Source organism: Breznakia pachnodae, assembly GCF_030814225.1.
Lineage (GTDB): Bacteria > Bacillota_I > Bacilli_A > Erysipelotrichales > Erysipelotrichaceae > Breznakia > Breznakia pachnodae.
Genome location: NZ_JAUSUR010000001.1, coordinates 350,920 through 372,836, shown reverse-complemented (window position 1 = coordinate 372,836; position 21,917 = coordinate 350,920). Strand labels below are relative to the sequence as shown.

Annotated in this window: 26 protein-coding genes; all 26 read left to right on the top strand. The window is 34.5% G+C overall.

Going from position 1 to position 21,917, the window contains the following annotated elements; genetic code table 11:
• Position 1 precedes the first annotated feature (1 nt).
• The 26 genes from J2S15_RS01890 (at position 2) to J2S15_RS01765 (ending at position 21,856) form a co-directional block, all read left to right on the top strand.
• Positions 2-508 carry a hypothetical protein gene (locus J2S15_RS01890; RefSeq protein WP_307404931.1) on the top strand — a complete coding sequence of 169 codons (507 nt, stop codon included), beginning with the start codon at positions 2-4 and terminating at the stop codon, positions 506-508.
• 11 nt (positions 509-519) lie between these two features.
• On the top strand, positions 520-1,560 hold the full coding sequence (locus J2S15_RS01885; RefSeq protein ID WP_307404929.1) for a zinc-dependent alcohol dehydrogenase: 1,041 nt from the start codon (positions 520-522) through the stop codon (positions 1,558-1,560).
• Between the two features lie 14 nt (positions 1,561-1,574).
• Positions 1,575-2,402 (top strand): class II fructose-bisphosphate aldolase, encoded by an 828-nt coding sequence (locus J2S15_RS01880; RefSeq protein ID WP_307404927.1) that lies wholly within the window; start codon positions 1,575-1,577, stop codon positions 2,400-2,402.
• Between the two features lie 15 nt (positions 2,403-2,417).
• Entirely contained in the window at positions 2,418-3,239 is an 822-nt protein-coding gene (locus J2S15_RS01875) for an HAD-IIB family hydrolase (protein WP_307404925.1), read from the top strand.
• Entirely contained in the window at positions 3,239-4,396 is a 1,158-nt protein-coding gene (locus J2S15_RS01870) for an iron-containing alcohol dehydrogenase (protein WP_307404923.1), read from the top strand. The genes J2S15_RS01875 and J2S15_RS01870 overlap by 1 nt, the downstream gene beginning before the upstream one ends.
• A 25-nt stretch (positions 4,397-4,421) precedes the next feature.
• Positions 4,422-5,060: a beta/alpha barrel domain-containing protein gene (locus J2S15_RS01865; RefSeq protein WP_307404922.1), complete on the top strand. Its 639-nt coding sequence runs from the start codon at positions 4,422-4,424 to the stop codon at positions 5,058-5,060.
• Positions 5,061-5,062: 2 nt separating this feature from the next.
• Positions 5,063-6,010 carry a phosphoglycerate dehydrogenase gene (locus J2S15_RS01860; RefSeq protein WP_370872451.1) on the top strand — a complete coding sequence of 316 codons (948 nt, stop codon included), beginning with the start codon at positions 5,063-5,065 and terminating at the stop codon, positions 6,008-6,010.
• 11 nt (positions 6,011-6,021) lie between these two features.
• Positions 6,022-7,209, top strand: a complete 1,188-nt coding sequence (locus J2S15_RS01855; RefSeq protein ID WP_307404920.1) for a mannitol dehydrogenase family protein — start codon at positions 6,022-6,024, stop codon at positions 7,207-7,209.
• Complete coding sequence (locus J2S15_RS01850) at positions 7,209-8,351, top strand: mannitol dehydrogenase family protein (protein ID WP_307404918.1); 1,143 nt, start codon at positions 7,209-7,211, stop codon at positions 8,349-8,351. Before J2S15_RS01855 ends, J2S15_RS01850 begins: the two co-directional genes overlap by 1 nt.
• Positions 8,338-9,036 (top strand): ribulose-phosphate 3-epimerase, encoded by a 699-nt coding sequence (locus J2S15_RS01845; RefSeq protein ID WP_307404917.1) that lies wholly within the window; start codon positions 8,338-8,340, stop codon positions 9,034-9,036. The genes J2S15_RS01850 and J2S15_RS01845 overlap by 14 nt, the downstream gene beginning before the upstream one ends.
• Positions 9,029-9,679, top strand: a complete 651-nt coding sequence (locus J2S15_RS01840) for a ribulose-phosphate 3-epimerase (RefSeq protein WP_307404916.1) — start codon at positions 9,029-9,031, stop codon at positions 9,677-9,679. The genes J2S15_RS01845 and J2S15_RS01840 overlap by 8 nt, the downstream gene beginning before the upstream one ends.
• Positions 9,680-9,745: 66 nt before the next feature.
• Positions 9,746-10,675, top strand: coding sequence for a phosphoglycerate dehydrogenase (locus J2S15_RS01835; RefSeq protein ID WP_307404914.1), 930 nt, complete (start codon positions 9,746-9,748; stop codon positions 10,673-10,675).
• Between the two features lie 4 nt (positions 10,676-10,679).
• Positions 10,680-11,642, top strand: coding sequence for an NAD(P)-dependent oxidoreductase (locus tag J2S15_RS01830; protein WP_307404912.1), 963 nt, complete (start codon positions 10,680-10,682; stop codon positions 11,640-11,642).
• Positions 11,643-11,656: 14 nt separating this feature from the next.
• Positions 11,657-12,361, top strand: a complete 705-nt coding sequence (locus J2S15_RS01825) for an RraA family protein (protein WP_307404910.1) — start codon at positions 11,657-11,659, stop codon at positions 12,359-12,361.
• A gap of 11 nt (positions 12,362-12,372) precedes the next feature.
• Positions 12,373-13,167 (top strand): HpcH/HpaI aldolase family protein, encoded by a 795-nt coding sequence (locus J2S15_RS01820; RefSeq protein ID WP_307404908.1) that lies wholly within the window; start codon positions 12,373-12,375, stop codon positions 13,165-13,167.
• A gap of 3 nt (positions 13,168-13,170) precedes the next feature.
• Entirely contained in the window at positions 13,171-14,118 is a 948-nt protein-coding gene (locus tag J2S15_RS01815; protein ID WP_307404907.1) for a D-2-hydroxyacid dehydrogenase, read from the top strand.
• An 11-nt stretch (positions 14,119-14,129) separates the two neighbouring features.
• The gene (locus tag J2S15_RS01810; protein WP_307404905.1) at positions 14,130-15,272 is read left to right on the top strand and encodes a glycerate kinase family protein; all 1,143 of its coding nucleotides are present in this window, start codon (positions 14,130-14,132) and stop codon (positions 15,270-15,272) included.
• A gap of 123 nt (positions 15,273-15,395) precedes the next feature.
• Entirely contained in the window at positions 15,396-15,836 is a 441-nt protein-coding gene (locus J2S15_RS01805) for a GNAT family N-acetyltransferase (protein ID WP_307404903.1), read from the top strand.
• A 14-nt stretch (positions 15,837-15,850) separates the two neighbouring features.
• Positions 15,851-16,945 carry a YdcF family protein gene (locus tag J2S15_RS01800; protein ID WP_307404901.1) on the top strand — a complete coding sequence of 365 codons (1,095 nt, stop codon included), beginning with the start codon at positions 15,851-15,853 and terminating at the stop codon, positions 16,943-16,945.
• 73 nt (positions 16,946-17,018) lie between these two features.
• Positions 17,019-17,501, top strand: a complete 483-nt coding sequence (locus tag J2S15_RS01795) for an S-ribosylhomocysteine lyase (RefSeq protein WP_307404899.1) — start codon at positions 17,019-17,021, stop codon at positions 17,499-17,501.
• 74 nt (positions 17,502-17,575) lie between these two features.
• On the top strand, positions 17,576-18,010 hold the full coding sequence (locus J2S15_RS01790) for a hypothetical protein (protein WP_307404897.1): 435 nt from the start codon (positions 17,576-17,578) through the stop codon (positions 18,008-18,010).
• An 82-nt stretch (positions 18,011-18,092) separates the two neighbouring features.
• A complete protein-coding gene (locus tag J2S15_RS01785) occupies positions 18,093-19,256 on the top strand; it encodes an iron-containing alcohol dehydrogenase (protein WP_307404895.1) in 1,164 nt (387 codons plus the stop codon).
• 42 nt (positions 19,257-19,298) lie between these two features.
• Positions 19,299-19,865: a tRNA 5-(aminomethyl)-2-thiouridylate-methyltransferase MnmM gene (gene mnmM / locus J2S15_RS01780; RefSeq protein WP_307404893.1), complete on the top strand. Its 567-nt coding sequence runs from the start codon at positions 19,299-19,301 to the stop codon at positions 19,863-19,865.
• Between the two features lie 99 nt (positions 19,866-19,964).
• Complete coding sequence (locus tag J2S15_RS01775; protein ID WP_307404891.1) at positions 19,965-20,348, top strand: GntR family transcriptional regulator; 384 nt, start codon at positions 19,965-19,967, stop codon at positions 20,346-20,348.
• Positions 20,341-21,195, top strand: coding sequence for an ABC transporter ATP-binding protein (locus J2S15_RS01770; protein ID WP_307404889.1), 855 nt, complete (start codon positions 20,341-20,343; stop codon positions 21,193-21,195). The genes J2S15_RS01775 and J2S15_RS01770 overlap by 8 nt, the downstream gene beginning before the upstream one ends.
• 4 nt (positions 21,196-21,199) lie before the next feature.
• Positions 21,200-21,856, top strand: coding sequence for an ABC-2 transporter permease (locus tag J2S15_RS01765; RefSeq protein ID WP_307404887.1), 657 nt, complete (start codon positions 21,200-21,202; stop codon positions 21,854-21,856).
• The last annotated feature ends 61 nt before the right edge of the window (positions 21,857-21,917 follow it).

Here is a 21,917-nt window from a genome sequence, read left to right as displayed (position 1 = left end):
TATGATCTTCAGTAGAAATGCAGAAATTTTTGAAGATAAGAAGAAAAGAAAAATCTTTTATGATAAAAAACATAATCAGTACTATTTATTAAATGCAAAAAATGAACGCTTTGCCATCATTTTTAAAAACAGTGTGTTCAATGCTATTTCCATAGGAATTATTCTTGGTACATTACTTTCGCTTGATTACTGGATTTGGATGATATTATGTATTGCTGTATATGTAGTATGTCTGTTTGTTTTTAATTATCAGATATTACCAGCATTATCTACAGTAAAAACAAAGCATGTGGATAAAGCAGAGTCAGACAAAGATGATAAGAGTTCACTATTTCGTGGAATTGCCTTCTTTGTGATTGGTTGTGGACTAGGTTATTGTCTGCTGACAAATCAGGTTGCTGGAGTTATTAATACAGCATTTGTAGGTGGATGTATTGCACTTGCAGTTATTATGGGTTTCTTACAATGTATAGGATTTTATCGCTGTCATAGAAAAATTGCAGGATAGAGAGGAGCAACATGGAAACATCTAGAGCAATTGTGATTACAGAAAAAGATCATTTAGAATTACGTGAATTAGAAAAACCAAAACTAAAAGCATATGAAGTTTTATTTCAGACCAAAACCGTTTCCTTATGTACGATTGAACAGAGAACCTACAAAGGAACAAGAGCCTATCAGTTACCATTTTTAGGAGGCCATGAGTGTAGTGGTGTGGTAGCTGAAGTAGGAGAAGGAGTAGTTGGCGTAAAGCCAGGCGATAAAGTTATCTTTACATCAGGATATTGTAACCAGTGTGAATTTGACCGTTCAGGAAGAGGAACACAGTGTGAAAACAAACAGAAAATGCCAAAACACGCAGTATTTGAAGGATTTGTTCAAGGTGGAGGATTAAGTGAGTACTTAGCGATACCAGCCTGGCAAATTATTAAGATGCCAGATGATGTGAATCTGAATCATGCAGCACTAACGGAACCATTGGCTTGTTGCGTTCATAGTGTATCAAAAGCAAGAATCAAGTTTGCAGATACAGTGGTTATTATTGGACTGGGAATCATGGGATTCCTACACATGAAACTTGCTCTTATGAGAGGGGCAAGAGTAGTAATTTCTGAAACTGACGAAACTCGTAAAGCACTGGCATTAAAGAATGGAGCAAACATGGTATTTGATCCTACGAAAGTTGATGTTTTAGAGGAAGTTCGAAACATTACAGGTGGAAAAGGTGCGGATGTAGTATTCAATACAATTGCCAATCCAGCAATATGGCGAACAGCAATTGAGTTGCTGGCACCATATGGACGCTTGGTAGCTTACAGTTCACAAGACCGTAAAGAGTTAATAGGCGTAGATTTTGGTTATATGCATAGTAAAGAAATTGAATTTATTGGAACCCTTAATCCAACGATTGAGGACAATGAAATAGCTACTAAACTAATTGGAAATAACCTGATTGATATGAGTGATTTAATTGATTCAACTTATGCCTATCATCAGGCTCAGGAAGCATTTGATCGTGCCTGTGTTCCAAATACTTATCGCGTACTGATTAATTTTTAATAAAGGAGAAAGAGATGTTAGTTACATTACATGAATTGCTTGCAAAAGCAAAAAAGGAAAGTTATGCAATTCCTGCCACCAATGTCGACAATGAACACAATGTTCGTGCCGCAATTGCTGCAGCTGAAGAAATGAATTCACCATTGATATTAAATGTAATTCCTAATGCAAATCCAGATATTGAGTTCTTTGGCAGAATCATTTGTGATTTAGCCAGAAGATCTACACAGAAAATAGCTGTGAACCTAGACCATGGGAAAACTTTTGAAGAATGCATGAAAGGAATCCGTGCTGGTTTTACTTCAATCATGATTGATCGTTCCCTATGTCAGTTTGATGAGAATGTAGAAGAAGTAAAAGAAATGGTAAAAATTGCTCATTCACTTGGAGTGAGTGTAGAAGCAGAACTTGGTCATGTTGGATCAGGTGATAACTATGGAGTTGATGGATCGACTGGAATCACCCAAGTAGAGGAAGCGAAACGCTTTGTCGAATTAACCAATGTAGATGCACTTGCAGTAGCTGTCGGTACTGCACATGGGGTCTATACAGGAGAACCAAACATTCGCTTTGAACTACTGCATGAACTTCGTGATGCACTACCAATTCCGCTGGTTCTTCATGGAGGATCAGGAACTGGCGATGAGAACCTGAAACGATGTGCACATGAAGGGATTAATAAAATCAATTTATCCAATGATTTAAAACGTGCTGCAATTGAAAATCTTACGAAAGAAGATTTAAGTGGAAATGCAGTTTATCAGTTATATCCACTACTAGCACAAGGATTTAAGAATAAAGTTATTCACTATATCAAATTGTTTGGATGTGCAGGGAAGTAAGAATTACAGTTACTCATGAGTAGTAAAAAGTATATTTTTTGTGATTTGGATGGAACGCTTTTAAATGATGAAAAGAAAATGACACAAAAAACAATCGATTTAATTAAAAAGATTAAATTGGAGTTCAATATTGTATTTGGAATTGCTACAGGTAGAGCACCAACTTCAGTATTGCCTTTATTAAAACAAGAAGGCTTAGAAGAAGTGGTAGATGTTGTAATTGCAAATAATGGAGTTGACTTGTGTTTATTGAAAGAAGACCGCTTTTACCAATTAAATATGGTATCGCCATCTTCAATCAAAGAAATCTTGTCATATTATAAAGATTTCTCATTTATTAATGTAAGTTTTCATAATCCAAATTGCTTATGTTCATCAAAATTAACTAAAGAGACAAAACGAATCAAAGATTTGAATTTCTTTAAGTTTGAAAAAGTAGTAGATGAAACCAGTGATTTTAAACAGACAGCTAGAGTAATGTTGCTGTTTGATAAAACCGATCATTCAAAAGTTCAAAACATTATTAGCAGATCGTATTTCAGTGGTCTTAGAGGATGTTTTTCACAAGGTAATATCTATGAGTATATGGATGAGCGTACATCAAAGCATAAGGCAATAGAAACTTTTGTCACAGGTCGGGGAGACACTGTGGGAGAAGTTATAACATTTGGAGATAGTGATAATGATATTGAAATGCTTGCAAACTGTGGTTTTGGGGTGGCGATGAAAAATGCAACCATAAATGCATATAGTGTTGCAGATGATCAGACGCAGTTTACAAATAACGAAGACGGTGTTTATGAGTATTTACATGAAATGTTCATAGGAGGAGTATAATGCAAAATTTTATATATGATATACCAACCAAAGTATATTTTGGTAAAGATCAGATTCAGCATTTGCATACCATTCTTGGCGAATATGGAAAGAAAGCACTATTAGTTTATGGTGGAGGAAGTATAAAAAGAAATGGCATCTATGATGCGATTTTAAAGGAAGCAGAAGTTTCTGCTACAAGTATCGTTGAATTGTCAGGTGTAGAAGCCAATCCACAATTAGGTACTGTAAAACGAGGTATAAAAATAGCAAGAGAGGCACAGGCGGATGTGATACTGGCAGTAGGTGGTGGAAGTAGTATCGATTGTGCCAAAGCAATTGCTGCAGGGGTTTATTATGATGGTAATCCGTGGGACTTTGTGATTGATGAATCAAAGATTACTAAAGCATTACCAATTATCAGTGTATTAACAATTGCAGCAACTGGTAGTGAAATGGATCATATTTCGGTGATTTCTAATATTGAAACACAGGAAAAGATTGGAATGCGACATCCACTTCTACGACCTAAGGTAAGTATTATGGATCCAACTTATACATTTAGCGTATCTAAGTATCAGAGCGCATCAGGAACTGCAGATATTATGTCACATGTAATGGAATCCTACTTTTCAAAAGAAGAAGCATACTTACAGGATCAATTTGCAGAAAGTTTACTTAAAACTTGTATTGAGTTTGGAGTAACTGCATATAACAAGCCAGATCATTATGAAGCACGAGCAAACTTGATGTGGGCAAGTAGCTGGGCAATTAATGACCTATTGAAATTAGGAAAACCAGTGGCATGGAGTGTTCATCCGATCGAACATCAATTAAGTGCAGTATACGATATCACGCATGGGGTGGGATTGGCAATACTGACACCACACTGGATGGAGTATGTGCTAAATGATAGCACAGTAGAAAAATTTGCCACGCTGGCAAGAAATGTATGGGGAGTAGAAGATTGTGAAGATCAGTTTAAAGTAGCAAGAGCTGGGATTGAAAGATTAAAAGCATTCTATCATCAGTTAGAGTTACCAACTACACTTTCACAATTGGACATTGATGAAACACATTTTGAGGCGATGGCAGCGAAGTGCGAACCAGCATTGAAAGATGCTTATGTCGCATTAAGTAAGGAAGACATTATTAAGATTTATAAAGCATCTTTATAAAGAACAAAACAAGGAGGAATAAACGATGTTTAAGGCAGACACTATCAAAAGAATTAAAGATACAGGAATTATGGCGATTGTAAGGGTAGAAACAATCGAAGAAGGAATTAAGATTGCACAAGCGTGCCTGGATGGTGGGGTTGATGTAATTGAAATCAGTTATACAAACAGCAATGCTGGTGATGTAATTAAAGCACTAAAAGATAAATTTAAAGATCAGCTGTTGGTAGGAGCAGGAACGGTTTTAGATGCAACAACAGCTCGTTTATCAATTATGGATGGAGCAGAGTTTATTATTGCACCTACATTCAGTAAAGAAGTATCAGATATGGCTAACTTATATCAGGTAGCTTATGCACCAGGTTGTACAACATATACAGAAATGATGGAAGCACTAAAAGCCGGAGCATCTTATATTAAGGCATTCCCAATTTCTAATTACTATGGACCAAACTTAGCGAAAGTATTCAAAGTGCCATTCCCAGATATGCCAATTTTAGCTTCTGGAGGAGCAACTCTTGATAACTTGCATGAGTGGGTTGAGAATGGGATTGATTGTGTTGGATTAGGTGGTTTACTAACAAAAGGAAGTAGTGAAGAAATTACTGAGAATGCAAAGAAATTACGTCAGATTTTAGTTGATACAAGAAATAAAGGAGCATAATCATGGGGAAGATTTTGATTACACCTAGAGGATATGCAAAATATGGAGATGAAGCTGGTAAACGCTTGGAAGAACTTGGATATGAGTTAAATGTAAACCGCAGTGGTTTACCTCTGAGTAGAGAACAGTTCGTAGAGTCGGCAAAAGAAGCAACTGGCATCATTGTTGGTGTGGATGAATGTGATGAAGCATTACTGAAACAATGCAAAGACTTAAAAGCGATTGTGAAGTTTGGGGTTGGAGTCGACAACATCGATTTGGATGCTGCAAAAGCGTTAGATATTTCAGTGGGGCGTTGTGTTGGGACGAATTCCAATGCAGTTGCAGAATACACAATAGGATTAATGTTCGCTGCTTCTAGACATATTGTAGCCGCAGGATGTGATGTTCGCAGTGGTGGCTGGAAGAAGCCAACCGGAGTTGAACTATATGGAAAAACCGTTGGAATTATTGGATTTGGAAATATTGGAAAACATGTTGCTCGTATTGCGAATGGAATTGGTATGAAGGTGCTTGTTTATGATGTGTTTGATATTAAACAAGAAGACTTAGATACATATAATGCGAAAAGTACAAATGTAGAAGATATTATTGTGAATAGTGATTTTATTACCCTACATGTACCACTAAATGATGAAACGAAAAATATGATTTCCACAAAGGAATTCAGACAAATGAAAAAAAGCGCTTGTGTAATTAATGCTGCTCGTGGTGGAGTGGTTGATGAAAAAGCTTTGTATGAAGCACTGAAGAATGGTGATATATTTGCAAGTGCATCGGATGTTTTCACTAGTGAACCACCAGAAAGAACTGATTGGGTCAATGAACTTATCGCCATGGATAATTTCATTCTGACCCCTCATATCGGTTCACGTTCTGAAGAATCAGAAATTAATACAGTAAATAAAGCAACAGACATTATGATTGAGTTACTTGAAAATCACGATTAGGGGGAGAAATGATGAAAGCAATTATTCTTGGTGCTGGAAGAATTGGTAGAGGATTTGTATGTGAGTTATTACTAAGTAATCATGTTGAAGTCGTATTTTTTGATGCTAGTGATGACATGGTTAAGGCATTGAATGAGAAAAAGGAATATACAATTCATGTACTTGGAAATGAGGAATTAAGTACAAAGGTTGAAAATGTAAAAGCCTATTCCATTCATGATATTGAACAGTTAGCTACCTCATGGGAAGAAAGTGATATGATCTTTACTGCCTGTGGTGGAAAAAATATGCCTGCAGTGGGTGAGACACTGGGAAAGGCATTTAGATTATTACTAGAAAAAGGTGCAGTTCATACAAGTAATATTATTACTTGTGAGAACTGGATTGATCCAGCTACTGATTTAAAGACAGCTATTTTAGAAACGCTGAATGACGAAGAGAGTAAAGATGTATTTGAAAAGAATACAGGAGTGAGTGAATCAGTAATTTTATGTACAGGTACGGGAGCACCTGATCCTTCCAAAGTAGTGAATGAAATGGATACATGGGTACAGAATTTATGGTATCTTCCAGTTGATAAAAGTAGAATTCTTGGGGATATTCCTCAGTGGAATCATATTCAATTTATTGATAACTTTGGAAATTTGCTGAAACAAAAAATTTATACCAATAATACAAGTGTTGCCTCTGTTGCATTCTTTGGAAGACTACGAGGAATCAGAAGAGTTGCAGATGCTGCAAATCATCCAGATATTGAACCATTGTTAGATAAGGTATATGAAGAAATTAATACTGCTTTGATTAATGGAATGGGAATCGATGAAAAGAGTCAATTGGAGTTCTCGAAGAATGCCAAAGCAAAATATACAGATTACAACATTGTGGATGATGTAACCAGAATTGCAAGAGACCCAATTCGTAAGTTGGGACCTGAAGATCGCCTGATAGGACCATTAAAAATGGCGCTGAAAGCAGGAGTCCAACCAAAGACGATTGCATTAGCTACAGCCGCTGCATTATATTATCAGGATCCTGAGGATGCAGATGCAAACAAATTGGTTGAGCTACGTAAGGAGAAAGGAATTGACTATATTCTTGCAACCATTTCAAAATTAGAAAAAGATGAAGAAGCTACAAAACTAATCAAAGAAGGAATTGAAGAGTTGAAACAACGTGGTTGGATTGAAGGTGATGCTTAATGAAAAAGGCAGTAGTGATTGGTGCAGGACAATCTGGTAGAGGATATGTTGCACGGTATCTATTTGAGAAAAACTATGAAATTACGTTTATTGATAAAAGTGAAGCGTTAATTCAATTAATGCAGGAAGACCATGCATTTACCATTCATTTCTATCGTAAAGATCGTACACCATTATATATTCAAGGATTTAAGGCATATGAAAGTTATTGCGATGGTGCAAAGAATGCAATTCATGAAGCTGACTTTATCTTCACTGCAGTAGGGGAACAGAATCTTTCTGATGTTGCGAAGCAATTGAAAGAGGGATTGTTAAACAAGGCAAAAGAGACAATATTATTTGCTTGTGAGAATGGAGTGAATCCAGGTAAAGTGCTGAGAGAGGCAATGCATAATGAAAATATCACAGTTCCATTTCGAGTGTCACAGTCAGCAATTTTTTGTTCCACTGTTTCACTGGAAGGAACAAGATTGGATATCCTATCAATGAATGAAACGTTCTTTCCATATGATTGTGATGGATATGATGGAGAATTGGATTTTGATGGTGCTGTACCAATGCATGACTTTGAGAAATATTTTAAGCGTAAGATATACACATATAACTGTTTAGCAGGACTGATTTCTTATTGTGGTTATGTAAAAGGATATGAAGTATATGGGGATGCTGCAAATGATCCAGACATCTCTGAAATGATGGATAAATTGTTAGAGGATTTAAATCCAGTACTTCAAGAGTACTTTGAAATTACCAAAGAAGATCAGGAAGCGTTTGCGGATAAGGCAATGGTTAAAATGAAAGATAAGAGTATCTTAGACTTCAATATTAAAAATGGACGTGCTCCACAACGAAAACTGGGACCAACGGAACGTATTATGACACCACTTAATATACTTAAGGAACATCATATAGATCCGAAAATCATGGAGTTTGTTGCAGCCTCAGCTCTAATTTACTGGGAAGAACTACAAGACACACCTTCAGCGTCTAAACTAACAACAACACCAATTGAAGCGTTGTGTGAACTGAATAAACTTTCTCTGGATGATCCAACAGTCGTAAATATTCAAACCTATGTAGATAAAATCAAAGCAAATCGAGATCATGTAATGATTATGGATATTCTATATGGAAAAGATTAACCTAAATAAAGAGATTTTAGTTAGTGGTTCATTATCTTGCTGTGACATTCTTAACTTAGAAAATGAAATAGAAAAGATAAATCAAAGTGATTTAGATTTTATTCATTATGATGTTGTGGATGGTGAATTTAATAAGTGTTTTGTATTTGGTGATTTAGTATTGGAGAAGATACGACCATACGTAAATAAACCAATAGAAGTACATCTTGCTGTGAATGATATTGATAAGTATTTAGAACCTTTTATTAAAGCAGGAGCAGATTATATTGCTGTTCATTATGAAATAGACTGTAATCACAAAGAAGTATTTGAAAAGATTAGAAGATTAGGTGCAAAACCGATATTAGCATTTAAATCAGTAAGCGATGTACCAGAAGATTTTATAGAATTAGCAAAAGAAGTTGATTGGATTTTAAAACTTACAGTAAATCCAGGATTTGCTGGACAGAAGATTCAGTCTGCTGCAATTGAACATATTAAAATAATGAGAGAGCGTTTATCACAAGCAGGACTAACAACGCATATTCAGGCAGATGGAAATATTCACAGTGAAACAATTCCTTCTGTTGTAGAAGCAGGAGCAACAATTCTGACAGGGGGAACTTCAGGATTGTTTCGTAAGAACACTAGGATACAAGATAATATAGATGAAATGAGACAAATTGCGGGGGAGCATTATGAATAAACTATTATGTCCAAGTATGATGTGTGCAGATTTCACAAATCTTAAAAGTGAAGTAATCAATCTAGATCAAGCTGGTATTGATATGTTTCACTGTGATGTAATGGATGGAAGTTTTGTACCTAACATGACAATGGGAATTATGGATATAAAAGCAATTCGTGGACTTACAGATCGTCTTATAGATGTTCATTTAATGATTGAGGATCCTGCAAGTAAAGTTGATTGGTTTATTGATGCTGGTGCTGATCTGATCTATATTCATCCAGAATCAGAACGCTATTCAATTAAAACCTTACAACATATAAAAGAGCGAAAGAAGTTAGCTGGAATTGCAATTAATCCTGATACCAGTCTTTCAGCGTTAGAAGATATTTTATATGTATGTGATTATGTTTTAGTCATGAGTGTGAATCCAGGATTTGCTGGACAAAAATTTATTGATTTTATTGAGAAAAAAATTGATAAGTTAATAGAATTAAAAAAAGAATATGATTTTAAAATTGTGTTAGATGGTGCATGTAGTGAACCAATTATCAAAAAATACTCTAAAAAAGGGGTAGATGGTTTCATTCTGGGAACAAGTGCATTGTTTAAAGATGGTTTTAATTATGCAGAAAAAATGAAAGAATTAAGGGAACTATAATAGCAACAGCACTTGGTAAAACCATGGTTTTAACCGAGTGCTGTTTTTCTAAGAGAGGAGAAAGAGATGAAAGTTTTAATTACTTCAAATTCATTTGCTTCTTGTGATCCAAAAGCATTTGAATTGTTAGTTGAAGCAGGTTATGAAGTGATACCCAACCCTTGTGGTAGATTATTAAACGAGGATGAATTAATTGAATGGATTAAAGATGTAGATGCTGTCATTTTAGGGACTGAGGTATTAAATAAGAAGGTGATAGATGCGGCAAAGAACTTAAAGATTGTATCACGTTATGGGGTAGGATTAGACAAGGTGGATGTTGAGTATTTAAAAGAAAAAGGAATTAAGTTAACCATTACCCAAAATGCCAATACGAATTCAGTTGCTGATCATGCAGTTGGTCTAATGCTTGCAAGTGCTCACAGTATTTGCAGAAGTGATCGTAATTTGAGAAATCATGTATGGGAGAAACCGATTTCCCATGACTTATACCAAAGCACAGTTGGTGTAATTGGTTTAGGTGCAATTGGTAAAGCAGTAGTAAAACGATTACATGGATTTGATTGCAAGGTTCTAGGCTATGATATTGCATACGATGAGGAATTTATGAAACAGTACAAGGTACAAGCATCTACTATTGATGAAATATTTAAGGCATCTGATTTTATTACCTTACATGTACCTGCACTTGAATGTTTTACTCCATTAATTGATAAAGAAGCGATTAGTAAAATGAAGAAAGATGTAATTATTGTCAATGCAGCCAGAGCAAAACTAATTGATCGTGATGCATTAGTTGCTGCATTAGATAACAATGATATTTATGCAATTGCAACCGATGTCCACTACAAAGAACCTGAGGTAGATCCTGAATTATTGAAGTCACAGACTTCTGTGTTTACACCACATTTGGCAGCATCTTCTTATGGTTCAATTAATACAATGTCACTATATGCTGCAATGAATGTAATTGATTTCTTTAAGGAGCAAAACTGATACTATGGAGAAAATAGCGATTTTAAATGTAAGTAGCATTGGTAGAGATTTTCCTGAGCATATTGAAGAATTAGAGAAAATTGGTGAAGTAACTCGTTATGCAGTGGCAAAAGATGCAAAAACAAAAGAATTATTAGAATTACTTCATGATGTTACTTATATCATTATGGGAACATCACCAACTTTAGATAGTGAATTTTTTGATGGTATGAAGCATCTAAAACTAATTACACGACATGGGATAGGTTTCAATCATATTGATTTAGAAAGTGCAAAACAACACAATGTGTATGTGTGTAATATTACAGGTCGAATTGAGCGTGATGCAGTTGCAGAACAGGCAGCAACTTTGTTGTCGATGGCTGCAAAAAAGATGTTATTAGCTGATTATATGGTTAGAAATGATGAGTGGTTAAATAATCGTGGACGTTTGATGGGATATGAACTAACTCGGAAAGTAACAGGAGTGATAGGCTGTGGAAATATTGGAAGCAGATTCAAAGAAATAATGGAGCATGGTTATCAGAATAAGATATTGATTTATGATCCATATCAAAAACAGACAAGTCAACACGTTGATTTAGAAACACTGTTACGAGAGTCAGATTTTATTTCTTTACATGCAAATCTGACAAAAGAAAATCATCATATGATTGATAAAGAACAATTTGTCATGATGAAAAAAACGGCAGTATTGGTAAATACTGCAAGAGGTGCACTGATTAATGAAGCAGCACTTGTAGAAGCATTAGCTGAGAAAAGGATTGGTGGCTTTGGTGCTGATGTACTTACAAGTGAACCAGTAGAAGTGGATAATCCACTATTAAAATTAGAGAATACCGTTTTTAGTCCGCATGTTGGAGTCTATAACTATGCATGTATCTGTAATATGGATTTAAAGGTAATGAAAGATATTGAACTTGTTCATAAAGGACAAAAACCAGTTGATATTGTGAATAACTTATAGAGAGGTAAAGAGAGATGAAAAACCAAAAAATAGAGAAACTAAAAGATTTTGATACACCAAGTATTACCAATGTAGTAGCAACATATCCGGATAAAGATTATTGTTTGGGATTATATCACCCATGGAATGAAGCATGGTATACCAATCAGGATGCTAAATGTATGTATCCTGAATTAGGGAGAACGGTAGGCTATGCAGTAACTTGTACCTATGGATTACCAGATACAAACTTTACAAGATTAGGATTTGCTGATGTTTTACGAGCAGTTGATAAAATGCCAAAACCAGTTATTTTAGTATTGAAACAAAACTTTCCTGATGAAATCAAACACAAGAATGGACTTTTAGGTGGTAATATGATGACTGCATTAAAGTCTGTTGGTGTTGTTGGGGTTATCAGTGATGGCCCATCACGAGATGTTGACGAAATTCGTCCTTTAGAAATGCAGTATATGTTGAGTGGAGTAACTGCAGGACATGGAAAATGGGCAGTTCAATCTGTTAATACAGGAGTAGAAGTATTTGGGATGCAGGTGACTCCAGGAGAAATTATTCATATGGATGAAAATGGTGCTGTGAAGTTTCCAAATGAACACTTGGATGAAGTGATTGAACGTGCACAAGGATTGGCAGAGTTTGAAGAAAAACGTCAGCGAATGATGCGTGAGACGAATGATGTAGAAGAAATAATAAAAATTATGTCTGGAATCTATGATTAGTGGGTGTTGAGATGAGAGAAAACACATTAAGAACTGCTATGGACAAAGATGGTGTTGTATTAGCAACAAGAATGCATATGACCTGGCCTCTTGTGACTGAATTAATTGGTGTATGTGGATATTATGATTATGTTGAGTTCCTAGCAGAATATGCGCCATTTGACCATAATGATTTAGAGGATATCTGCCGTGCTGCAGAATTGCATAATTTAGCTACCATCATAAAGGTAGATTATGAAAATCGCTCTTATGTAGCCCAAAAAGCACTAGCTTCAGGATTTCAGGGGATTCTTTTTACTGACCATACAAAAGGCGATGAAGTGAAAGAAACGATTCGTTCGATTCGACCTGCATCATTAACTCACAAGGGAGCACTAGGGTTTGTGAATCGCAGATGGATTGGTTGTGAAGAGTTAAGTTCTCAACAGCAATACGCAGAAGATGTTGCAAAAACCGTAATAGGGTTTATGATTGAGAAGAAAGAAGCAGTTGATAACATTGAAGAGATTTGTCAGGTGGATGGGGTGGATTTTATTCAGTTTGGGCTAGCTGACTTTGCGATGAACAGTGGGTTGAATGCAAAAGAGGACGTGGATAAAATAAAGGATATCGAAAGAAAAGTAATTGCTACTGCAATTAAATATCATGTATCGCCAAGAGTAGAAATACGTCATGCATCAGAAATTCCATACTATAAAGAGTTGGGTGTACGTCACTTTGCGCTAGGTACTGATTTAAGAATCTTAAAAGATTTTTGGAGAATGGAAGCACAGCAAGCAATGACATTGTTGAAAGAAGAGAGGTAGATTATGAAGATTGTTATTTTAGATGGTTATACATTAAATCCAGAAGATTTGGATTGGAGTATCTTTGACAATATGGGAGAAGTTATTTGTTATGAACGAACATCACCAGAGGATATTCTAGCAAGATCAAAGGATGCCGATATTATTTATACAAATAAAACACCTTTAAATAAAGAAATACTTGAAAACTGTCCAAACTTAAAGTTTATAGGTGTACTTGCAACAGGATATGATGTAGTGGATTTAGTAACAGCTAAGAAACAAAAAATTGCAGTTTGCAATGTACCTGGTTATGGAACACAAACCGTATCTCAATATGCAATCGCGTTGTTGCTGGAGGTGTGTCACCATATTGGATATCACAATAAACAGGTAAAAAATAAAGAGTGGTCAAAAAACAAAGATTGGTGTTTTTGGGATTACCCTATGATTGAATTAGCAGGTAAAACCATGGGAATTATTGGGTTTGGAAACATTGGGAAAGCCACCGCAAATATTGCTTCTGCTTTAGGTATGAACATTGTATATTATGATGAATATGCTTCAGCAGTTGAAGGAAGTACTTCTTTATCTTTAGATGATTTATTATCAACAAGTGATGTTATTGCACTTCACTGCCCGTTAACAAAAACTACACATGAATTAATCAATAAAGAAACATTAGCAAAGATGAAAGATTCAGCCATTTTAATAAACAATGCACGTGGTAAACTGATCAATGAGGGTGATTTGGCTATGGCCTTACAAAATGGACAACTTTATGCTGCTGCTCTTGATGTGACTTATGAGGAGCCAATAGCAGATGATAATCCATTGCTAAAGTGTGAAAACTGTTTGATTACTCCACATATATCATGGGCAACTAAGGAAGCACGTTCACGTATTATGGAAACTTCATTAACGAATCTTCAAGATTTTCTTGAAGGTAAAGCAATTAATCGTGTAGTTTAGCAGGTGATTATATGAATATTTTATTATCCCCAGATTCCTATAAACACAGTCTTTCATCTATTGAAATTTGTAATGTTATGGAGGAGTCAATTAATCAGATTAGTGATGAAATTAAAGTTCATAAATTTCCAGTGTCTGATGGTGGAGAAGGATTCTTAGATGTATTCTTTTACCATGATGATACACTAGAGAAAAAGTATTATACAGTAAGTGATGAGTCTGGTAATAAAAGAGAGGTAATGGTTGGTTATTGCCCTAAAGTGAAAGAAGTAATTATCGAAGTGGCATTGATTGTAGGATTGGTGCAGTTAGAAGCAAATACCAAAGATATAGAAAAACGAACGACATTTGGAATTGGTGAATTAATCATTCAAGTTTGTGATGATTTGGAAGTGAATAGTATTATTATTGGATTGGGTGGTACCTCAACTAATGATGGTGGGATTGGTTGTTTAGCTGCACTTGGCATGCACTTGTATGATAGGAATCATAATGAAGTGGAACCCTACCTTTTAAATATAGAAAAGGTTCATCATATCGATATGCAGTTGGTATCAGAAAAGATTGCTGATGTTCGCTTTAAACTACTGTGTGATGTGAATAACGTCCTTTTGGGAGAACAAGGTGCCACTTATACTTATGCCCCACAAAAAGGTGCAAATGAGCGCACATGTGATTATCTGGAACATTGTATGAAGAAATGGACTTTGCTTCTGAATGATTTGATGAATAAAACATGTCATGAAGAAAAAGGAAGTGGTGCAGCTGGTGGGTTAGGGTTTGCCTTTCTATCCTGCTTACATACTGAAGTAGTCAATGGAACTTATTATATTTTAGAGCGATTCCATTTTCATCATTATTTAAATCAATGTGATTATTTAATTACTGGAGAAGGAAAAACGGATTATCAAACATTATTTGGAAAAGTACCTGTATCATTAGCCAAGATTGCAAAGCAATACAAGGTGCCAACTATCTGTATTTCAGGAGCAGTTAGTGCTATCAGTGTAATGGATATGTTGGAGAGTGGTATCATTGGTCTTTATGGATTGGCACAACGCCCAATGACATTAAAAGATTCACTCAATGATACGAAATATTTATTGCAGAAGATAACGCAATCTGTTGTATCTACAATTTCTTATCATAAATAAAATAAAGATACTTCGTTTTCAACACTCGAAGTATCTTTTAATATATACATCACAGTTGAGAGTTCATCATAATTCATGTAGAATATATCTATCAATATGAAAAGAATTAATATGGGGTAAGTTATGGAAAACGTAATAGAAATTAGAGAAGCAAGATTGGAAGATTATGAAGCGATAGCATATATGAATACAGAAAGTTTAGGGTATGAATATCCAGTAGAGAAAACCAAAAAAAATCTAGAATCATTGTTAGAGAAGTCTTCACAGAAGCTAGTTGTTGCGTGTGTTGATGACAAGGTAATTGGCTATATTCATGCCAGTGATTATGAGTGTACGTATCGTGCTGCTGCAAAGAATGTTATGGCGATTTGTGTGAATAAACAATATCAGGGATTAGGCGCTGGTAAAAAACTTTTAGCGGCAATTGAAGCGTGGGCTAAAGAAGATGACTCAGATATCGTACGTCTGGTATCAAGCAATTATCGCACAGGCGCTCATGAGTTTTATAAGCGCTGTGGATATATAGAAAATAAACTACAGAAGAATTTTAGTAAAGATGTGTAAGGGAAGAGGCAGAGATGATATTTTATATTATTAACTTAGTAGTATTTTTGATATTTGTAATATCAAATATTCATGATCGCAGAAAGATTATGAATGGATTTTTATTTAATATTCTTTTAATCTGTACTTTAGTATCTTTACTATATCTTGCATTTGATACGAATAATCAGATTCTTTTATTTTTAGTAGGAGCAGTCTTATTTGTAATTTTAATGGTCTTTTCTTTAGGTGCGTTTATTATTATGTTCTTATCATTTATTAATGCATTTATAATCTTACGAAAAGAAGGAAGAAGTTTATCGAATATGCTGACCTTATTTTTAGGATTAGGAATTCTTGGCTTACTAATTGTATCTGGAATGCACTGGGAAACAGCAATGAAAAACCCAATGATTACAACATTAATAGCAATCGTATATGCATATCTGTTTTATTTAATTGTAATCTTGATGAATTACTTAATGTCATCATTTATTTATGGAATTTATCGTCCAAGATTAAACAAAGACTATATTATTGTGTTAGGTAGTGGATTAATTGGTGGTTATAAAGTATCGCCATTGCTTGCCAGAAGAATTGATCGTGGAATGAATTTATACTGGCGTCAGGTTCACAGTAAAAAGAAGAAAAAGAAAACACCAAAGATTATTTTATCTGGTGGGCAGGGAAAAGATGAATCAGTAAGTGAAGCGCAGGCAATGCGTGATTATGCACTGGAGCAGGGAATTCCTTTATGGGATTTATTAATGGAAGACAAGTCTAAAAATACGTATGAGAACATGTTGTATTCTAAACAACTGATTGAAAAGGAAATGGAAGGAAAACCATACCAGGCAGTATTTGCGACAAGTAATTATCATGTATTTCGTTCTGGTATCTTTGCTCGTCAGGCAGGATTAAAGGCTCAGGGAATTGGTTCTAAGACCCCATTCTATTTTTGGTATAACGCGACATTAAGAGAATACATTGCGATACTGGTAATGTATAAGCGCTGGCATCTGACAATTATGTTTCTGATGGCATTTGGAATTATTGTATTGGCATTTATTTTAAATGATCCAAAGATGGTGGAGCGAATCTTACTCTTTATACAAGATTTAGTGCAATAAAAAATGATTTCATATCGCAATTTATAAAGAATTAGAATATAATATATATAGGGTAGAGGGCAAGGTGAAGAGAATGAATAAGATTGAAAGTTTTACAGTTGATCACACACGACTAAAAAGAGGGATTTATGTATCCCGTAAAGATTATTTAAATGAAGAAGTTTTAACTACGTTTGATATTCGTATGACATTACCTAATATTGAACCAGCAATGGAAGCTTCTGCAGTTCATGCAATTGAACACCTGGGTGCAACTTATTTAAGAAATCATGATGAATATAAAGATAAGACAATATATTTTGGACCAATGGGTTGCAGAACTGGATTCTATGTAATTTTCAAAGGTGATTTACAACCAAGAGATGTAGTGGAAATCATTCAGGAAGTATTTATGTTTGTGAAGAATTATGAAGGAGATATTCCTGGGGCAGATGCATATTCATGTGGAAACTATCTTGATTTAAATTTACCAATGGCAAAGTACTGGGCATCAAAATACTATGTAGAAGTATTGCTGCACCTTACTGAAGGTAATTTGGTATATCCGAAAGATTAACTAATGATCACTACAAAACTTAGGTTTGTAGTGATTTTTTGGTATAATGGGATGGAATGTAAGGAGTTGATATGATGAGTGGAGAAGTTTTACTAACAATTGTTTTTATTATTGTCGCAATCCTTTTAACTATTGTAGTTATTGGTCTCTTATATTTATTAATTGCTTACATGAAAGATAGAAGAGAGAGGGATGAAGTTCAAAATAATAAAGAAATGCAAAGCCAACTTCTTAGTTATATAAGAGAAAATGAGGAGAATGAATTTGATTATGCTTTTGTATCAAGAAAACTAAATTTATCAAACAAGGAAATCTATAAATATTTAAGTTTCTTAAGTGATGAGGATAAAATTGTTGCGCAACAAAAGTATTTACGAAAACCAATACTGTTATCAGATAATGATATTGAAAACTTTTATTGGAAAGTATATATCCGTTGCGATAAACATCCTGTTTCAAAATTAGGGACACTTTATTCACAAAATGACGAGTCAGAAACAAGTTTATAGAAATTTAATATGATAATAGATTTGTTTGTTTATCATATAAGAAAGAGATGTAGTATAATAGACACATAGGTGAGGTATTAACATGGAAAATTTTTCGTATTATGTTCCTACTGAAATTTATTTCGGTGAAGGATCAATTCAACAACTGAGCGATGCTGTAGCAAGATATGGAGATAAAGTTCTACTTGTTTATGGTGGTGGAAGTATCAAGAAAATTGGTTTATATAAAAAGGTAAAGTCATTATTAAAGGATGTTACAATACATGAATTATCTGGAGTGGAACCAAACCCGAGATTAGAGAGTGTAGTAAATGGAGTAAATCTTTGTAAAGAGAATGATATACAGGTTGTATTAGCCGTTGGTGGTGGAAGTACAATTGACTGTGCCAAGGCAATTTGCGCTGGTATGTATTACGATGGTAATCCTTGGGATTTTATTGAGGACAGTAATCTAATTACAGAAGCATTACCATTAATTTCAGTACTTACATTAAGTGCAACAGGAAGTGAAATGGATGCAACTGCAGTAATTACAAATCCTGAATTAAAATTAAAGAAAGGATTTGGCCACAGAACGTTATTTCCTAAAGTAAGCATTATGGATCCAACGTATACGTATAGTGTATCAAAATATCAGACTGCATCAGGTACAGCTGATATTATGTCACATATCATGGAAACTTATTTCAATGATGGAGAGATATCACAAGTATCCAATCAGATATCAGTATCACTATTAAAGACATGTCTTCGTTATGGGAAGATTGCTTATAATGAACCAGAAAACTATGAAGCAAGAGCAAATATGATGTGGACTTCATCACTTGCAATCAATGGGTTAACTGGTTGTGGTGTTGGCAAGAAGTGGAGTTGCCATGCAATGGAACATGTGCTTAGTGCCTATTATGATGTAACGCATGGAGCTGGTCTTGCAATGCTTACGCCAAGATGGATGGAATATATTCTAGATGGTTCAACAGTTGATAAGTTTGCTTCTTATGGCCGTGATGTATGGGGTCTGGAAGGGACAAATGATATGGCGATTGCAAAGATAGCAATTCAAAAGACCAAAGAATTCTTTGAAAGTTTAGATTTGCCAATGACATTTGAAGCAATTGGGATTCCAGAAGATGCACCAGTTGAAGAAATGGCAGCAAGTGCAACTGCTTCAAAGGGTGGTAAAATTGATGGGTATCGTGAACTATCTACACAAGATGTTATTAATATCTATCGTATGTGTATGTAATCAATAAATGTGAAAGAACATTCTAAGGAGTGTTCTTTTCTTATGGTATTTTATAGTGAAAGTGACTATAATGATTATATGAAAAAAATAACAACAATCGCGCAAGAATTATTATTAGAAGTAAATCATAAAGATATTGCAGTTGATTTCACATGTGGGAATGGAAATGATACCTTCTTTCTAGGACATCAATTTAAAGAGGTGTATGCGTTTGATATTCAACAGCAAGCAATTGATAATACTGAGAATATGTGTCGCTATCTAAAGAATGTTTATGTGCATTTGGATTCACATGAACACTTCGATAAGTATACAAGACGTTTGGATGCTGGAATCTTTAATCTTGGATATCTGCCACAATCTGATGAGACAGTGACAACGAATGCTGATACTGTAATTACCACATTGAATAAAGTTTGGGAACGAATGAACTACGAAGGAAGAGTTGTCCTTGTGTTGTATCCTGGGTTTGAAACAGGCAAGCGAGAAGCGATGAAAGTTGAAGAGTATTGCAGCACACTTGCAAGCAAACATTTTGATGTAATGAAGCATCAATTGATCAATCGTAAAGATGCACCATATATTATATGCATTGATTATCATCGATAAATAAAGGGTTAGTAGCAATTGTTACTAACTTTTTTTGTATTTCTATTGACGAATATATCCCAACTGTATATAATGTATATATACAGTTGGAGGTGAATGATGTTTCTTGTAATAAGTAATAGTTCACAGACACCAATTTATGAGCAAATTGCAACTCAGATTAAAGATAAAATTTTATCCGGAGAATTATCTGCTGGGGAACAATTACCATCAATTCGTGGACTGGCAAAGGACTTAAGAATTAGTGTAATTACAACCAAACGAGCCTATGAAGAATTAGAGCACGCAGGATATGTTGAAATGATCAGTGGTAAAGGCTGCTTTGTTTCAAGTACAAATAAAGAGTTAATTAAGGAAGAAGTATTAAAAGCAATTGAAGGAAACCTAACTGGTGCCATCAATTTAGCGAGAAAGATAGGATTTAGTAAGGAATCATTAAGTGAATTGTTAGAGTTCTTATATGAGGAGGTAACAGATGAATAGTATTAGTGTAAAACAGTTATCAAAAAAGTATGAAGATTTTCAGCTCAGTGATATATCATTTGATGTTCCAATGGGTACCATTATGGGATTGATTGGAGAAAATGGAGCAGGTAAAACAACAATTATCAAATCAATGTTGAATCTGGTAAATGTTGAAAGTGGAGATGTTAAAATCTTTGATAAGGATTATAAAAAAGATGAGAAGTTAATCAAAGAAGATATTGGTGTAGTATTGGGAGAAGCTTTTTTCTCACCAATGATTGATGCCAATCATGTAGATAAAATTATGATGAAAATCAACCGCAACTGGAGTTCTAAATTATTTTATTCATATCTTCAACAATTTGAATTACCAAAAGATAAAAAGATTAAGGATTTATCCAAGGGGATGAAGATGAAACTACAGATTGCTACAGCTCTTGCTAGAGACCCAAAGCTGTTAATTTTGGATGAACCAACAAGTGGATTGGATCCAATTGTACGTAATGAAATATTGGATATCTTTCTAGACTTTATTCAGGATGAACAACATACCGTATTGCTTTCTACACATATTACAACAGATCTAGAAAAGATTGCTGATTATATAACTTTTGTGAATAAAGGAAAACTAATCTTTAGTAAGGATAAGGATGATATCATGGAAAGTTTTGGTATATTGAAATGTGATGAAGAAGCATTTGATGCTCTAGATCCAGAAGATATCATAAGATATAAAAAGCAAAAATACAGTTATGAAGTATTGGTGGAAGATCGTGATCGAATCCAAAAGAAATATAGTGGAGTGATTATTGATAAACCAACCATTGATGAAATTATGATGTTATATATTAAGGGGAAGGAGTAATACCATGAAAGGATTAATTTATAAAGATTTACAAACAATAAAAGGTTATAAGAATTCACTGTTAATATTATTATTGGTATTTGTGGGTGTTTCATTTGTCGATGACGGTTATTTAAATATGCTGATGTTTATGATTCCATTTATGGTAATTATGATGTCAATTAATACTTTTAGTTATGATGAATATACGTTATGGGATTCTTATGCATTAACAATGCCACTGAATCGAAAAGATATTGTAAGAAGTAAATATGTACTTGCCTTTATTCTGATTGCGATTGGAGTTGTGTTAGGAGGAGCAGTCCCATTATTGATTTCATATGTTAACAATGGTGTTGGAAACTTAGAGAATATGTTATCTTCACTTGGTGGAACAATGTTTGGAATTGCATTGGTAGTTGCACTTACAATCCCATTTATCTATAAGTTTGGTGCTGATAAAGCCCGTATCTATATGATGATATCCGTTGCATTGTTAGCACTTGGAGTTGTAGGGATTGTATATCTGCTAAACAATACATTTGATGTTGGAGTGATGATGACAACGCTGTATAATGTAATTAACAGTTATGGAATCATTATAGCGATAGCAGCATTGATTGGTGCATTTGCATTATCCTATAAAATATCTTGTAATATTTACGAAAAGAAAGAACTTTAAGAAACCTGACTAGGGTTTCTTTTTTTGCTTTGTGTTTCAAACAAATAGAGTTATAATATAG

Excerpts from the sequence above, each read along its gene's own strand:
- J2S15_RS01890 (WP_307404931.1), top strand. The coding sequence starts at position 2 with ATGATCTTCAGTAGAAATGCAGAAATTTTTGAAGATAAGAAGAAAAGA.
- J2S15_RS01885 (WP_307404929.1), top strand. The coding sequence starts at position 520 with ATGGAAACATCTAGAGCAATTGTGATTACAGAAAAAGATCATTTAGAA.
- J2S15_RS01880 (WP_307404927.1), top strand. The coding sequence starts at position 1,575 with ATGTTAGTTACATTACATGAATTGCTTGCAAAAGCAAAAAAGGAAAGT.
- J2S15_RS01875 (WP_307404925.1), top strand. The coding sequence starts at position 2,418 with ATGAGTAGTAAAAAGTATATTTTTTGTGATTTGGATGGAACGCTTTTA.
- J2S15_RS01870 (WP_307404923.1), top strand. The coding sequence starts at position 3,239 with ATGCAAAATTTTATATATGATATACCAACCAAAGTATATTTTGGTAAA.
- J2S15_RS01865 (WP_307404922.1), top strand. The coding sequence starts at position 4,422 with ATGTTTAAGGCAGACACTATCAAAAGAATTAAAGATACAGGAATTATG.
- J2S15_RS01860 (WP_370872451.1), top strand. The coding sequence starts at position 5,063 with ATGGGGAAGATTTTGATTACACCTAGAGGATATGCAAAATATGGAGAT.
- J2S15_RS01855 (WP_307404920.1), top strand. The coding sequence starts at position 6,022 with ATGAAAGCAATTATTCTTGGTGCTGGAAGAATTGGTAGAGGATTTGTA.
- J2S15_RS01850 (WP_307404918.1), top strand. The coding sequence starts at position 7,209 with ATGAAAAAGGCAGTAGTGATTGGTGCAGGACAATCTGGTAGAGGATAT.
- J2S15_RS01845 (WP_307404917.1), top strand. The coding sequence starts at position 8,338 with ATGGAAAAGATTAACCTAAATAAAGAGATTTTAGTTAGTGGTTCATTA.
- J2S15_RS01840 (WP_307404916.1), top strand. The coding sequence starts at position 9,029 with ATGAATAAACTATTATGTCCAAGTATGATGTGTGCAGATTTCACAAAT.
- J2S15_RS01835 (WP_307404914.1), top strand. The coding sequence starts at position 9,746 with ATGAAAGTTTTAATTACTTCAAATTCATTTGCTTCTTGTGATCCAAAA.
- J2S15_RS01830 (WP_307404912.1), top strand. The coding sequence starts at position 10,680 with ATGGAGAAAATAGCGATTTTAAATGTAAGTAGCATTGGTAGAGATTTT.
- J2S15_RS01825 (WP_307404910.1), top strand. The coding sequence starts at position 11,657 with ATGAAAAACCAAAAAATAGAGAAACTAAAAGATTTTGATACACCAAGT.
- J2S15_RS01820 (WP_307404908.1), top strand. The coding sequence starts at position 12,373 with ATGAGAGAAAACACATTAAGAACTGCTATGGACAAAGATGGTGTTGTA.
- J2S15_RS01815 (WP_307404907.1), top strand. The coding sequence starts at position 13,171 with ATGAAGATTGTTATTTTAGATGGTTATACATTAAATCCAGAAGATTTG.
- J2S15_RS01810 (WP_307404905.1), top strand. The coding sequence starts at position 14,130 with ATGAATATTTTATTATCCCCAGATTCCTATAAACACAGTCTTTCATCT.
- J2S15_RS01805 (WP_307404903.1), top strand. The coding sequence starts at position 15,396 with ATGGAAAACGTAATAGAAATTAGAGAAGCAAGATTGGAAGATTATGAA.
- J2S15_RS01800 (WP_307404901.1), top strand. The coding sequence starts at position 15,851 with ATGATATTTTATATTATTAACTTAGTAGTATTTTTGATATTTGTAATA.
- J2S15_RS01795 (WP_307404899.1), top strand. The coding sequence starts at position 17,019 with ATGAATAAGATTGAAAGTTTTACAGTTGATCACACACGACTAAAAAGA.
- J2S15_RS01790 (WP_307404897.1), top strand. The coding sequence starts at position 17,576 with ATGAGTGGAGAAGTTTTACTAACAATTGTTTTTATTATTGTCGCAATC.
- J2S15_RS01785 (WP_307404895.1), top strand. The coding sequence starts at position 18,093 with ATGGAAAATTTTTCGTATTATGTTCCTACTGAAATTTATTTCGGTGAA.
- mnmM (WP_307404893.1), top strand. The coding sequence starts at position 19,299 with ATGGTATTTTATAGTGAAAGTGACTATAATGATTATATGAAAAAAATA.
- J2S15_RS01775 (WP_307404891.1), top strand. The coding sequence starts at position 19,965 with ATGTTTCTTGTAATAAGTAATAGTTCACAGACACCAATTTATGAGCAA.
- J2S15_RS01770 (WP_307404889.1), top strand. The coding sequence starts at position 20,341 with ATGAATAGTATTAGTGTAAAACAGTTATCAAAAAAGTATGAAGATTTT.
- J2S15_RS01765 (WP_307404887.1), top strand. The coding sequence starts at position 21,200 with ATGAAAGGATTAATTTATAAAGATTTACAAACAATAAAAGGTTATAAG.